The organism is Mesorhizobium sp. P2_F5, from assembly GCF_056403715.1.
On sequence record NZ_JBFUEY010000001.1, the window covers coordinates 189,497 to 203,518 of the forward strand.

General features: G+C 62.2%; 14 protein-coding genes. All 14 read left to right on the top strand.

The features are described 5' to 3' along the window. The first annotated feature begins 48 nt into the window (after nt 1-48). Nucleotides 49-1,185, top strand: a complete 1,137-nt coding sequence (locus AC1DYO_RS00920; RefSeq protein ID WP_477259411.1) for an ABC transporter ATP-binding protein — start codon at nt 49-51, stop codon at nt 1,183-1,185. Continuing rightward, on the top strand, nt 1,166-2,329 hold the full coding sequence (locus AC1DYO_RS00925) for an ABC transporter substrate-binding protein (protein WP_477259413.1): 1,164 nt from the start codon (nt 1,166-1,168) through the stop codon (nt 2,327-2,329). The genes AC1DYO_RS00920 and AC1DYO_RS00925 overlap by 20 nt, the downstream gene beginning before the upstream one ends. Before the next feature lie 62 nt (nt 2,330-2,391). Further along, entirely contained in the window at nt 2,392-3,255 is an 864-nt protein-coding gene (locus AC1DYO_RS00930) for an ABC transporter permease (RefSeq protein ID WP_192255222.1), read from the top strand. Beyond that, on the top strand, nt 3,255-4,067 hold the full coding sequence (locus AC1DYO_RS00935; protein ID WP_477259415.1) for an ABC transporter permease: 813 nt from the start codon (nt 3,255-3,257) through the stop codon (nt 4,065-4,067). Before AC1DYO_RS00930 ends, AC1DYO_RS00935 begins: the two co-directional genes overlap by 1 nt. A 10-nt stretch (nt 4,068-4,077) precedes the next feature. Further along, nucleotides 4,078-4,839: an SDR family NAD(P)-dependent oxidoreductase gene (locus AC1DYO_RS00940; protein WP_477259417.1), complete on the top strand. Its 762-nt coding sequence runs from the start codon at nt 4,078-4,080 to the stop codon at nt 4,837-4,839. 196 nt (nt 4,840-5,035) lie between these two features. After that, nucleotides 5,036-6,439 carry an MATE family efflux transporter gene (locus AC1DYO_RS00945; protein ID WP_477259419.1) on the top strand — a complete coding sequence of 468 codons (1,404 nt, stop codon included), beginning with the start codon at nt 5,036-5,038 and terminating at the stop codon, nt 6,437-6,439. Between the two features lie 458 nt (nt 6,440-6,897). Further along, on the top strand, nt 6,898-8,541 hold the full coding sequence (gene ccoN / locus AC1DYO_RS00950) for a cytochrome-c oxidase, cbb3-type subunit I (protein WP_477259421.1): 1,644 nt from the start codon (nt 6,898-6,900) through the stop codon (nt 8,539-8,541). Between the two features lie 3 nt (nt 8,542-8,544). After that, a complete protein-coding gene (ccoO, locus tag AC1DYO_RS00955; RefSeq protein ID WP_477259423.1) occupies nt 8,545-9,282 on the top strand; it encodes a cytochrome-c oxidase, cbb3-type subunit II in 738 nt (245 codons plus the stop codon). Next, on the top strand, nt 9,279-9,449 hold the full coding sequence (locus tag AC1DYO_RS00960; protein WP_477259425.1) for a cbb3-type cytochrome c oxidase subunit 3: 171 nt from the start codon (nt 9,279-9,281) through the stop codon (nt 9,447-9,449). The genes ccoO and AC1DYO_RS00960 overlap by 4 nt, the downstream gene beginning before the upstream one ends. Then, the gene (ccoP, locus tag AC1DYO_RS00965) at nt 9,440-10,321 is read left to right on the top strand and encodes a cytochrome-c oxidase, cbb3-type subunit III (RefSeq protein WP_477259427.1); all 882 of its coding nucleotides are present in this window, start codon (nt 9,440-9,442) and stop codon (nt 10,319-10,321) included. The genes AC1DYO_RS00960 and ccoP overlap by 10 nt, the downstream gene beginning before the upstream one ends. Further along, nucleotides 10,318-10,548: a hypothetical protein gene (locus AC1DYO_RS00970; protein WP_477259429.1), complete on the top strand. Its 231-nt coding sequence runs from the start codon at nt 10,318-10,320 to the stop codon at nt 10,546-10,548. The genes ccoP and AC1DYO_RS00970 overlap by 4 nt, the downstream gene beginning before the upstream one ends. A 31-nt stretch (nt 10,549-10,579) precedes the next feature. Then, nucleotides 10,580-11,365, top strand: a complete 786-nt coding sequence (locus AC1DYO_RS00975) for a DUF2189 domain-containing protein (RefSeq protein ID WP_477259431.1) — start codon at nt 10,580-10,582, stop codon at nt 11,363-11,365. Between the two features lie 37 nt (nt 11,366-11,402). After that, on the top strand, nt 11,403-13,691 hold the full coding sequence (locus tag AC1DYO_RS00980; RefSeq protein ID WP_477259433.1) for a heavy metal translocating P-type ATPase: 2,289 nt from the start codon (nt 11,403-11,405) through the stop codon (nt 13,689-13,691). Next, entirely contained in the window at nt 13,688-13,834 is a 147-nt protein-coding gene (gene ccoS, locus AC1DYO_RS00985) for a cbb3-type cytochrome oxidase assembly protein CcoS (protein ID WP_477259435.1), read from the top strand. The genes AC1DYO_RS00980 and ccoS overlap by 4 nt, the downstream gene beginning before the upstream one ends. The last annotated feature ends 188 nt before the right edge of the window (nt 13,835-14,022 follow it).

Consider the following 14,022-nt stretch of genomic DNA (forward strand, 5'->3'; position numbering starts at 1 on the left):
TTGGCTCTGGTAGCGTCCTGACATAGCCCTGTTGCTGGAGCCAGCACTTTGACCGCAGTGCCCGACATCGAGTTTCGCGGCGTCACCAAGCGCTATGGCGCGGTGACCGCTGTCAGCGGCATCGATCTGACCGTCCCTCCGTCCGCCTTTGTCGCCCTTCTCGGACCGTCCGGCTGCGGCAAGACGACCTGCCTGCGCATGATCGGCGGCTTCGAGCAGCCGAGCGAAGGCCAGGTGTTCATCCGCGGCCGGGACATGGCCGGCACGCCGCCCTATCGCCGGCCGGTCAACATGGTGTTCCAGCAATACGCGCTGTTTCCGCACCTCGATGTGGAAGCCAATGTGTCTTACGGACTGCGCCAGGCACGGCCGCGCCTGTCGTCGCAGGAAATCGGCCGCCGCGCCGGCGAAGCGCTCGAAATGGTGCGGCTCGCCGGCTATGGCGGCCGCAAGATCCACGAACTCTCCGGCGGCCAGCAGCAGCGCGTCGCACTGGCGCGCGCCCTGGTCAACAAGCCGGCGGTGCTGCTGCTCGACGAACCGCTTGCCGCGCTCGACAAGAAACTGCGCACCGACATGCAGATCGAGCTGCAGAACCTGCAGCGTGAGATAGGCATCACCTTCGTGCTGGTCACCCACGACCAGGAGGAAGCGCTGTCGATGAGCGACTTCGTCTGCGTCATGAACGGCGGCCGTATCGTCCAGCTCGGCCAGCCGAGCGAGATCTATGACGAGCCGGCCGACCTGTTCGTCGCCGATTTCGTCGGCAAGACCAATCTGTTGAGCGGCAAGGTCGCCGGGCATACAGGCGATCTGGTGAATGTGGCGCTCGCCGACGGAACCGTCATTGCCGCGCGCAAGCGAACCGCCTTGCAGCAAGGCGAGACCGTTTCGGTCAGCCTGCGCCCTGAATCGCTAAGCCTCGGCGCCACGGAAGGCAGCCCGTTCAAGGGCATCGTCCGCAACCGGATATTTTTGGGCTCGACCGCGGAATACGCGATCGAGGTGCAAGGCATCGGAACGCTGCTGGCCAAGGCCGACCATGTGATCGGCCATGGCAATCTCTTCAAGCCGGGTGAACCCGTCGCCATCGGCTTTGCCTCCGGGACGCCGCTGGCGTTTCCGGAGACCAAGAACAACGGGACCAACCAGAGGGTAGCAAAAAATGTCGAAATCATATCGTGACGGACTGCCGATAAGCCCTGAGAACTTCGTCGACCAACTGATGCGTTTGAAGCGCGGCTCGATCGGCCGCCGCGATTTCCTCGGCCTCACCGGCCTGGGCATCGCGACCGCGGTGATGGCGCGCGAGATCGGCATCATGCCGACGTCGGCCTTTGCCGCCGAAAACCTTGGCGACCGCATGTCGATCGCCACCTGGCCGAACTATCACGACCCGCAGACCTTCGAAAACTTCAAGAAGGACACCGGCGTCGCCGTCGAGGTCAACGTGTTCGGCTCCAATGAGGAAATGCTGGCCAAGCTGCAGGCCGGCGCCTCGGGCTGGAGCCTCTTCGTGCCGACCAACTACACGATCTCGACCTACAAGAAGCTCGGCATCATCGATCCGCTCGATATGGCGAAGCTGCCGAATTTCGACGGCTCCCAGGAAGACCCACGCTTCACCTCGGAGGGCACGATCAAGGGCACGACCTACGCGGTGCCGAAGAACTGGGGCACGACCGGTTTTGCCGTCAACACCAAGAAGCTGGCCAAGCCGATGACCAGCTGGAAGGAGTTCTGGGACGTCGCCATGGTCGAGGGCGATGGCCGCACCATGGTGCATGACTATCAGTTGACCACCATCGGCAACGCGCTGAAATATTACGGCTATTCCTTCAACTCGCTTAAGCAGGACGAACTCGCCAAGGCGGAGGAACTGCTGCTCAAGGTCAAGCCGCATCTGTTCGCGGTCTCGTCCGACTATCAGCCGGGCATGCGGGCGGGCGACGCCTGGATGACCATGTGCTGGACGAATGACGGCGCACAGCTGCATCGCGATATCCCCGAGATCGCCTATGTGCTGGGCAAGGAAGGCGGCGAGATCTGGACCGACTTCTACGCCATCCCGAAGGATGCGCCGAACAAGCCTGCCGGCTATGCCTTGCTCAACTATCTGATGACCCCTGAGGTCGCGGTGAAGGAGCATCTGGCCAATGGCGCGCCCTCGACCGATGCGCGCGTCAACAAGCTGCTGCCCAAGGAAGTGCTGGACAATCCTATCCTCTATCCTGCGGCCGACCTGTTGACGCCGCTTGAGTTCGGCGCGGCGGCAACGCTGACCGATCCGGGCCGCGCCGAGCTGATGGCGCGCTTCAAGTCGGCTTGAAGCCGGCCTGACGCAAACGGAAAACCGGCGGGCATATGTCCGCCGGCATCGGGGCGGTTTCCATGCACGGCAACAGATTTCGGCATAATATCCTGACAGCGCTGCTGCTCGCTCCGGCTACAGTGTGGCTGGTGGTGTTTCTGGTATTGCCGTTCATCGCCATTGCCGTGTTCAGCGTCGGTGAGCGGGCGCCGGAGGGCGGCTACCAGGCCGCCTTCACGCTGGCGCAATACGCCAACCTCCCGGCGCGGGCGACCGCCTTCTGGAACACGATGATGCTGGCGCCGGTGGGCGCGCTCGCCTGTCTGCTCGTCGCCTATCCCGTCGCCTACTACCTTGCCTTGAAGGCGCCGCAACGCTGGCGGCTGATCCTGCTTGCGCTCGTCGTCATTCCGTTCTGGACCAGCCTTTTGATGCGCACCTATGCCTGGATGTACATTCTGGGCGGACGCGGCATCCCGGCGCTGCTGGCCTTTGTCGGCATCGAGGATGTCAGGCTGATCAACACGCCGGGCGCCGTGCTGCTCGGCATCGTCTACGGCTATCTACCGCTGATGATCCTGCCGATCTATGTCAGTCTCGAGCGGCTCGACCGTCGGCTGCTGGAGGCCTCCGCCGATCTCGGCGCGACGCCGCTCTCAACCTTTCTAGGTGTGACGCTGAAACTGTCGCTGCCGGGCGTGATGACAGGTTTCTCGCTGGTCATGATCCTGCTGCTTGGCGAATACCTGATCCCGACGCTGCTTGGCGGCGGCAAGGTGTTCTTCATCGGCAATGCGCTGGTCGACCTGTTCCTGCAGTCGCGCAACTGGCCGTTCGGATCGGCCATCGCGATCACGCTGGTGGCGGTTTCTGTGGTGGTGCTGATCGCCGCCAATCGTATTTCGACACGGGTATCGGGCGCTCGCAGGGTGGATCTGATCTGATGCGCGCCTTCGTCACCGCCGTCTTTGCCTTCCTCTATCTGCCGATCGCGCTGGTCGTGCTGTTCTCCTTCAACGCCGGCCGTCATGCCAGCGAGTTCACCGGCTTTTCGGTGCAGTGGTACGGCACGGCGCTGTCGAACCCGTTCCTGGTCGAGGCGCTGAAGAACAGCCTGTTTATCGCCACCACCAGCGCGCTTCTGGCGGCTGTGTGCGGCACGGCAGCGGCGCTCGGCCTGGCACGGGTCGGGCTCAGAACCCGCGCCGTCTTCGACGCGCTGATGGGTGCCGCGATCGTCGTTCCCGGCGTCGTCATCGGCATCTCCACGCTGGTTGCGCTGGTCCAGCTGTTTGGCGTGCTCAATCCGTTCCTCGCTTCGATCTGGCCTGACGACCAGCCGCCGCGGCTGTCGCTGGGCTATGGGTCGATTATCGCCGCCCACGGCCTGTTCTCGATGGCGCTGGTGACGATGATTGTCGGCACGCGTCTCGCCAGCCTCGACCGCAATCTGGTCGAGGCATCGAGCGATCTCTACGCCACGTCGCTGACGACGTTCCGTTCGATTGTGCTGCCGCAGATCATGCCGGCGGTGGTCGCCGGCTTCCTGCTTGCCTTCACCTTCTCCTTCGACGATTTCATCGTCGCCTTCTTCGTTGCCGGCGCGCAGACGACGCTGCCGATCTATGTCTTCGCCTCGATCCGGCGCGGCGTGACACCGGAAATCAATGCCATCGCCACCATCGTGCTCGTCGCCTCGGTCCTGCTCGTGGTGCTTGCCCAATGGCAGTTGCGCCAGCGCAAGCCGTCAAACTGAAAGCCGCATCATGATCCTCAAAGACCGCATCGCCGTGGTAACTGGCGCCGGCTCCGGCATCGGTCGTGCCGGCGCCATGATCATGGCCAGGGAAGGCGCGCTGGTGGTTATCGCCGACCGGGATCAGGCCAGCGGCGAGACGACCGCGGCGGACATCCGCGCGGCGAGCGGTCAGGCCGAGGCGATCGTCACCGACGTCTCTGACGACGCGGCGGTCGGGCGGCTCATCACGGGCACGCTCGGCAAATATGGCCGCATTGACATCCTGCACAATCACGCCGGTATCCAGGTCGGCGGAACGCTGACCGAGGTCGAAGTCGACGGCATGGATGCCTCCTGGCGCGTTAATGTGCGGGCGCAGTTCCTCGCTGCGCGGCTGGTCATGCCGTCGATGATCGCGCAAGGTGGTGGCGTCATCCTCAACACGGCCTCGAATTCGGGCGTGTTCTACGACCGCGAGATGATCGCCTATGCCACGTCCAAACATGCGGTGGTGGCGATGACCAGGCAGATGTCGCTCGACTATGCCCGGCACAATGTGCGCGTCAACGCGCTCTGCCCGGGCTGGGTCGACACGCCATTCAACGAGCCGTTCATCGCCCAGATGGGCGGACGCGAGGCGATCGAGACCTATGTCCGCACCAAGATCCCGATGGGGCGCTGGGCGAGCGCCGAAGAGATCGCCGAAGCGATCCTGTTCCTCGTCTCCGAGCGCTCATCCTTCATGACCGGCCAGGCGCTGGTCATCGACGGTGGCGAGAGCATCGGCTGAGCAAGGGCTTCTCTGCCCAAGCGAGAAGGCGGAATTTGCCTTCTGGCTCAATCGCTGCCTGCCCGTCCTCCCTTGCCATCATGTCGCATTTCGTCCAATAGAACGACGCAAACGCTGCGAAACCGAAGGTTTTGCCGTTTGGAAGTGCGGCTTCCGGCCTCGTTGCCGACGCGCCGCAATCGGAAAGAGCAGGACAATGTCTGCGATCGAAGCCGGCGCTCATGCGCCGGAAAATCTTTGGCGTCAGGAAATCAGGGCGACACTGGCGCTGGCCTGGCCGATGGTGCTGACCAATCTCGGCCAGACCGCGATGACTGCAACCGACGTCATGATGATGGGGCGTCTGGGCGCGAACACGCTGGCCAGCGGCGCGCTCGGCGCCAACCTTTATTTCATGCCGCTGATCTTCGGCCTCGGCCTGATGCTGGCGACCTCGCCGATGATGGCGACCGAGCTCGGCCGCCGCCGCCATTCCGTGCGCGACCTGCGCCGCACCGTGCGCCAGGGCCTGTGGCTGGCGATCCTGATCTCGATCCCGATCTGGATCGTCCTCTGGCATGGGGAAGCCATTCTGCTGGCCATGGGACAGGAGCCCGTTCTGGCCCATCAAGCCGGTATCTATCTGCGTTGGCTCGAATGGGCGGTGCTGCCCTTCTACGGCTACATCGTGCTGCGCTCCTTCATCTCGGCGATGGAGCGCCCCGGCTGGGCGCTGGTCATCGTCTTCGTTGCCGTCGCCTGCAACGTGCTCTTCAACTGGGTGTTCATGTTCGGAAATCTCGGTGTTCCGGCAATGGGCATCGCCGGCTCCGGCTTGGCCACAACGCTGTCGAGCATGCTGATGTTTGTTGGCATGGCTGCTGTCGTGATGCTGGAGAAGAAGTTCCGCCGCTACCGGCTGTTCGGCCGCTTCTGGCGCGCCGACTGGCCACGCTTCAAGGGCCTGTTGCGGCTCGGTCTGCCGATCGCCGGCATCCTCGCCTTCGAGGTGACGATTTTTAATGCGGCGGCTCTGCTGATGGGCCTGATCGATGCTGATTCGCTGGCCGCGCACGCCATCGCCATCCAGATCGCCTCGATCTCCTTCATGGTGCCGCTCGGCCTCAACCAGGCGGTGACGGTGCGCGTTGGGCTCGCCCATGGCGCCGGCAATCCGGAAGGCGTCTCACGCGCCGGCTGGACCTCGTTCGTCATCGGCGTCTCGTTCATGGCGCTGATGGGGCTGGTGATGGTTCTATGGCCGCATCTGCTGATCAGCGCCTTCATCGATATGACCGATCCGGTCAATGCAAGAGTGATCACGCTTGCCGTATCGTTCCTCGCCTTTGCAGCCCTGTTCCAGATCTTCGACGGCGCGCAAGCCGTTGCCGCCGGCATGCTGCGCGGCCTGCACGACACCAAGGTGCCGATGATCTATGCCGCCATCGGCTATTGGGGCATCGGCCTGCCGCTCGGCGTGCTGCTTGCCTTCCATTTCGGCTTGCACGGCGTCGGCATCTGGATCGGCCTGGCGTCAGGTCTGGCGGTGGTGGCAGTGCTGCTCCTGGCCCGCTGGCTGCGGCGCGACCGCATCGCGCCACCGCTCGTCTTCAGCCATTGATGGCACACCAAGCGGTCCGCCAGTTGCCCGAAGGGTCAATGCAGAGCAGATGTCTGATGTCGCCTTTGGGCCGACAGCGGACTGGCAGCTTCAGGCTGCGGAAGCTTCAAGAGCGGACATTCAGGTCGGCGCGGGCATCGTCGTGAGCTGACCCAAAGCCGACTTGCGGCGAGGCGCGCTTCATGGCTGTCCTGAGGCTAAATTAGGTCTCCTTCGAACGACCTTGTAGTCAGAGAATTACCCTACCATCCACGTAAGTTACGTTCCGCTGAGAGGTCAGGTCAGTAGTCTAGGGGAAAAACAACAGGATGGAATGCCGAAGGGCGGCGAGGCAGCGGCAGCCGACTTGGTCGAATCCATCGTGCTGGGCTGCTAGCTGTTCTGGACAGCGCAGTAACAAGAGGATCATATAAAGGCGCCTCGGCGCATTTGTGTTCAACCAAGGGGGAACACTTGATATGGTCGCACAGCTCACAATAAGCGAACGTCAGCTTGCAATCGTGGTCCTCACGCTTGTTGCGATCGCTGGCTTGGCGATGGCAGCAGCCGGCCGAGACGACCCACTTGGCGTGCATGGCTTCATCGTCCTGGCGATCTGCGCCGGTCTCATTTTTGTGGTGCTCGGCGCCTTCTACGCGCCGGAGCCGTCCCCAGAACGGCTGGAGCACTACTATGACGACCCCAGCAAGGTCGGCATCGTGCTTACCATGGCCTGGGCGGTGGTTGGCATGTTCCTCGGCGTCTGGGTCGCAAGTCTGCTCGCGTGGCCGGACCTGACCTTCGACGCAGCATGGGCGAGCTTCGGCCGCCTGCGCCCTGCCCACACCAGCGCCGTCATCTTCGGCTTCGGTGGCAACGCGCTGATCGCTACGTCTTTCCATGTGCTGCAGCGGACCTCGCGCGCTCGGCTGCCAGACCAGTTCAGCCCCTGGTTCGTGCTCATCGGCTACAATCTGTTCTGCGTGGTCGCGGCGACGGGCTACTTCATGGGCGTGACACAGTCCAAGGAATACGCCGAGCCCGAATGGTATGCTGATATCTGGCTGGTCATCGTCTGGGTGGCGTATTTCGCCATCTACATCCGCACGCTCGCGCGGCGGAAGGAACCCCACATCTACGTCGCCAATTGGTACTATATGGCCTTCATCCTGGTCGTCGCGATCCTGCACATCGTGAACAACCTAGCCGTTCCGGTGTCGCTCGGACATGCCAAGAGCTATTCCGCGTTTTCAGGTGTCCAGGATGCGATGGTTCAATGGTGGTACGGCCACAACGCCGTCGCGTTCTTCCTTACGGCCGGCTTCCTCGGCATGATGTATTACTACCTGCCGAAGCGGGCCGGGCGGCCGATCTATTCCTACAGGCTTTCCATCATCAGCTTCTGGGGCATCACCTTCATGTATATGTGGGCGGGTTCCCACCACCTGCATTACACGGCTCTGCCGCAGTGGGTACAGACGCTCGGCATGACGTTCTCGCTGGTACTGCTCGTGCCTTCCTGGGCTTCGGCCGGCAACGCGCTGGCCACGCTCAACGGCGCCTGGCACAAGGTTCGCGACGACGCGACCCTGCGTTTCATGATGGCCGCGGCTGTCTTCTACGGACTGACCACGTTCGAGGGGTCGTTCCTGGCCATTCGCCCAGTCAACTCGCTATCCCACTACACTGACTGGACCGTCGGACACGTACACGCCGGCGCGCTTGGCTGGGTCGCGCTGATAACGTTCGGCTCGATCTACAGCGTCGTTCCGTGGCTCTGGAAGCGCGAGCGCATGTATTCGGCGCGGCTGGTCGAAGTCCATTTCTGGTTGGCCATCATCGGAACGGTTATCTACGCCTTCGCGATGTGGAATTCGGGCATCCTCCAGGGCCTGATGTGGCGGACCTACAACGAGAACGGAACGCTGACCTACTCCTTTGTGGAGTCCATGGTCGCCATGCATCCCTACTATATCGCGCGCGCCTTTGGCGGTCTGCTGTTCCTGATGGGCGCTGTTGTCGGCTCCTACAACATCTGGATGACCATCCGTGGCGAGCCGGAGCCCGCCGCGGAGTCCGCTGACCTTCCCGAGCCCAGGCTCGCCCCCCGGCCGGCGGAGTAGGACATGGCCGAATTCCATCGCAAGATTGAACGCAACGCCTTAGGCTTTGTTCTGGCCATCGTCGTCGTCGCCAGCATTGGCGGCTTTGTCGAGATCGCCCCCCTGTTCACGATCGATGGGACGGTCGAGGACGCGCCGGACATGCGGGTCTACACTCCACTGGAGCAGGCTGGGCGCGACATCTACACGCGCGAAGGTTGCTACGCCTGCCATTCTCAAATGATCCGAACACTGCGCGACGAAGTCGAGCGCTACGGTCCTTATTCGCTCGCCGTCGAATCGAAATATGATCATCCGATGCTGTGGGGATCAAAGCGCACGGGACCGGATCTGGCCCGCATCGGGGGAAAATATTCTGACGCATGGCAGGTCGCCCACCTGATCAATCCCCGAGACGTCGTGCCTGAATCGGTCATGCCGAAATATGGCTGGCTGCAGCGCAATGCCCTCCGCATCGACGACCTTGGCGAGCATTTGGCCGCTCTCAGAAAAGTCGGCGTTCCCTATACCGACGACATGATCGCCAACGCGACCCAGGATGCGCTCGGTCAAACCGCCCCCGATGGTGATTTCGCCGCAGGTGTTGTCAAGCGCTACGGAGAAGCAACGCAAGTCAGGGCTTTTGACGGTGATCCGGCGACCATTACCGAAATGGATGCGCTGGTCGCCTATCTCCAGATCCTTGGCCACCTGACCGACGCTGCCCACAAGCAGGCAGCAGCCGCGGAGCCTGCAACATGATCCTCGACCATGACACCGTCGTCGGCTTCACGAAGAGTTGGGGGTTGTTCTACCTGATTGCCATGGCAGTTGGCGTCCTGATTTATGTTTTCTGGCCGTCGAACCGGAAACAGTTCCACGAGGCAAAGAAGAGCATCCTCGATGAGGACGACAAGCCATGGAAGTAGGCGAACGCGATCCGGTCAGCGGCCAGCTGACGACGGGGCATGAATGGAACGGCATAAAGGAGCTCTATACCCCGGTACCGCGGGTAGTGATTTTCTTTCTGATCGTGACCACCCTTTTCGCCGTCGGATACTGGATTCTCATGCCTGCCTGGCCCTTGGGCCGGACATACACGAAGGGCCTTCTCGGGATTGACCAGAAAACGACAGTCGAACGCCAGGTTCAAGAGGCCACCGCCGAACGCACGGTATGGACGAAGCGGATTGACGAGATGGATTTCGCGGCGATCAGAGCAGATCCGGCGCTGATGGAAACCGTGCGCGAAGCCGGAGCGACGGTTTTTAAGGACAATTGCGCGGCGTGCCACGGAGCCCGTGGCACGGGAGGTAAGGGTTTTCCCGACCTGACAGCGGCAGCCTGGCTCTGGGGCGGCACTCCAGAGACGATCGCCGAAACGCTACGCGTTGGGATCAATTCAGTGCATGACGAAACACGGACCTCGCAGATGCTCGCCTTCGGCCGTGACGGAATCCTCAGCCTGCCGCAGATCAACGATGTGCGTGCCTACGTTCAGTCTCTCGGCGGGTCGACCGAAACGACGGTCGCTTCGCCTGATGCCGTTTCTCGCGGAAAGGAAGTCTTTGTCGCGAACTGTGTTGCCTGTCATGGCGAGGATGCCAAAGGCAAACAAGACGTCGGCGCTCCTGATCTCACCGATGCCAGCTGGATCTATGGGGGAGACAGCGAGTCGATCCACACGTCGATCTATGCGGGGCACCAGGGACAGATGCCGTCGTGGGAGCAGCGCCTTTCGACGACCCAACGCAAGATCCTCGCAATTTATGTCCTGTCACTTTCGGAGAAAGGATCGTGACGGTCGCCGCTGAAAAAACAGAAAGAGGGATCGCTCCACGGGCATCCTGGCGCGGCAAGGCCCTGGCGATCGCCTTGGTTGCCGTTGGACTTGCCACATTAACCGCTGCAAACGGGCATTTCCTCTACGTGGCAATCATGTCGCAGCCGGACTGCGTTCCACACAGCAAGGTGTCACGATCCGCCATTCCGGGAGGCCTCTACCAAGCCGCCGATCCGGCTTGCTAACGAACCAAGCAGGGCAGGAAGGAACATCGCAATGGGTAATGTTGATCTGGCATCAGCGGAAGGCCCCACCTTCGTGGTGGCCCGCAATCGCCATCTTCCCGTCGGCGCCGCCCTTGGCTGGCTGCGCGCCGGTTGGCGTGACCTTATGGCAGAGCCTGGTTCCAGCCTTGCCTACGGCCTCGCTGTGTTCATCGTTTCAGTCGCGATCGTCGCGGGACTATTCTTCCTCGGCCTTGACTACATCCTGTTTCCCGCCATCGCTGCCTTCATGGTCGTCGGTCCGCTTGTCGCCATTGGTCTCTACGAAAAGAGCCGGCTGATCGAGGCCGGCGAACCAGTTTCGCTGCGGCGCATGATCTTCGTCAGGCCGGCCTCCGGAGCCCAGGTCTTGTTCACCGGTGTCATCATGCTGGGGCTGGCCTTGCTGTGGATGCGCGCCGCCGTCATTCTCTTCGCGCTGTTCTTCGGTTTGCGGCCGTTTCCAGGCCTCGACCATGTTGCTTCGATGCTGTTCACCACGGGCATCGGTTGGGCCATGCTCGTCACGGGTACCGTCGTTGGCGGGGTTTTCGCGGCGTTTTCCTTTGCGATCAGCGTTTTCTCCGTCCCGATGCTCCTCGACGAGCGGACGGACGCTTTTACGGCAATGGGCATGAGCATTTCCCGCGTCTGGAACAATCGGCCTGTCATGATCGTTTGGGGCGCGATTGTGGTTGCGCTGACCGCGGCCGGCCTCCTGACAGCAATGGTCGGCCTGATCGTCGTTTTTCCGCTGCTCGGGCACGCTACCTGGCATGCCTACAAGGCGATCAAATGACCTCGGTTGTGCTCAGTCTGCGAAAGGCGGATGGCTCATGAGCTGTTGCGCGCCTGGTGCTGAGGCTGCCTTGTCGATCGCAGGGATCGATGATCGGTCGAACCCGGCGGACGAAATCCGCCTGGCCAGCCGTGATCTCGGCAGCGGCATCCGCCAGATCGATCTTTCGGTCCCCGGTGTCCATTGCGCGGCCTGCATCGCATCGGTCGAGAGAACCCTGTCGACACTGCCCGGTGTTGAATTTGCCCGCGTGAACCTGTCCATGAAGCGCGTCACCGTCACTTGGCGTGCGGGCGAAAACGACACGCCCGATCTGATCGGGGCTCTGCGCGCCGTCGGCTACGATGCACATGTATTCTCGATCGAATCCGATCGGAGCGATCCTGAGTATTCGCGGCTCATCCGGGCGCTCGCCGTTGCCGGGTTCTCGGCGATGAACATCATGCTTCTGTCCGTATCTGTGTGGTCAGGCGCCGATGCGGGCGCACGCCAGGCCTTCCACTTGATATCGGCGGTGCTTGCGCTGCCCGCGCTGATCTACTCGGGGCGGATTTTCTACGCTTCAGCGTGGTCCGCGCTTCGCAACCGACGGACCAACATGGACGTGCCGATTTCGGTCGGTGTTACGCTTGCCTTCGCGCTTAGCGTCTACGACACCGTCCACAACGCCCCTCATGCATATTTCGATGCTGCGACATCGCTTCTGTTCTTCCTGCTGATCGGCCGTACACTCGACCATGTGATGCGCGAAAAGGCGCGCTCGGCGGTGGCTGGCCTGGCCAGGCTGGCGCCTGCCGGCGCAATGGTCATCGAAGCCGATGGCCAGAGGCGCTATGTGCCAGTTGGCGAGATCGAGCCCGGAGCGTCCTTGCTCGTTGCCGCTGGTGATCGAATCCCTCTCGATGGAGTGGTGACGGAAGGCACTTCCGAACTCGATTGCTCGCTGGTTTCGGGCGAGGCCGCACCCAAATACGCCGGACCAGGGACCACGATCCAGGCCGGGTTGATGAACCTTACGGGGCCGCTGACAATCCGGACGACCCAGCGTGCCGAAAACTCGTTCCTTGCCGAAATGGTCCGCATGATGGAGGCAGCCGAAGGCGGACGGGCGCGTTACCGCCGGCTGGCCGACCGGGCCTCCTCCCTCTATTCTCCGGTGGTCCATGGAATTGCCCTGGTGTCTTTTCTCGGCTGGATCTCCGCCACCAGGGACTGGCACGCATCCATCACGATCGCGATCGCCGTCCTGATCATCACCTGCCCCTGCGCATTGGGACTTGCCGTCCCCATCGTCCAGGTCGTGGCCGCTCGTCGGCTCTTCGAAAAAGGCATCATGATCAAGGACGGCTCGGCGCTGGAGCGTCTTGCGGAAGTCGATACGGTGCTATTCGACAAGACGGGAACACTGACGCTCGGAAAGCCGCGCCTCGTCAACGCCTGCGACATTGAAACGTCTTCCCTGGGAACGGCAGCGGCGATCGCCGCCCGTTCCCGGCATCCAATGGCTGTTGCCATCGCGGACGCTGGACAAAACGGCTGCCAGGCACTTCATGAGTTCGACCGGATTTTGGAATATCCGGGCTGCGGGCTGGAAGCGAAATCGGGAAACGAAACCTACCGACTCGGGCGCCCGGACTGGGCGCTTGGCCGCAAATTCGCAATTTCCGACGAGGGCGCTTTGTCCGTTTCACTCCTCGTGAAGGACAGCGCGCCGTTGGCCCGCTTCGTGTTCGAGGAGGGCACCCGTTTTGAGGCTCGAGAGACGGTCAGCCGGTTGCAGCGGCAAGGCCTTGCTGTCGGGATCCTCTCCGGGGATCGACGATCTGTCGTCGAAGAACTGGCCTCGTCTCTCCGGATCGACAGCTACATGCCGGAACTGCTTCCATCCAGCAAGGTTGCGTGCATCGCCGAACTGAGCAAGGCCGGAGGCACGGTTCTGATGGTCGGCGATGGCCTGAACGATGCTCCAGCGCTTGCGGCCGCGCATGTGTCCATGGCTCCCGCGACAGCGGCCGATGTTGGCCGCAACGCCGCGGACTTCGTCTTCCTGCACGAGAGCCTTTCGGCGGTGACGCACGCTCTCGAAATCTCGCGCAATGCAGGGATCCTGATTCGCCAGAATTTCACGCTGGCGATCGGCTACAACATCATCGCGGTACCGGTCGCCGTCTTCGGTCACGTGACGCCTCTTGTGGCAGCCGTCGCCATGTCGCTCTCTTCGATTGCCGTTGTGGCCAACGCTCTTCGTCTTGGCACCCCCGGAAAACTGACCCGCTCGCAAGCCGCACCCACCCACGCCAATCAAGCGATGGTACCAGCATCATGAGCTACCTGTCCGTTCTGGTGCCGATCGCAATCCTGATGGGCCTTGTAGGGCTATCCGCCTTCATGTGGACGCTGCGTTCAGGACAGTATGACGATCTCGACGGCGCGGCCGAGCGAATCCTTATGGATGATGATCGAGAGTAATAGTCGAGGAAACCAGCGTGGCTCGGTCAAGCTGGCTAACGGTATGGAGCCGCCTGTGACCGGATGACACTCGACCTCGGCACTCACCGACGACCGCTCATGGCGCGAACATGACCTCCAGCATTGTCACCCACGATGTCCGCTTCCGGGCGGAGGCAAAGGTTGCCTCTATGACGGAGTTGAGGCGC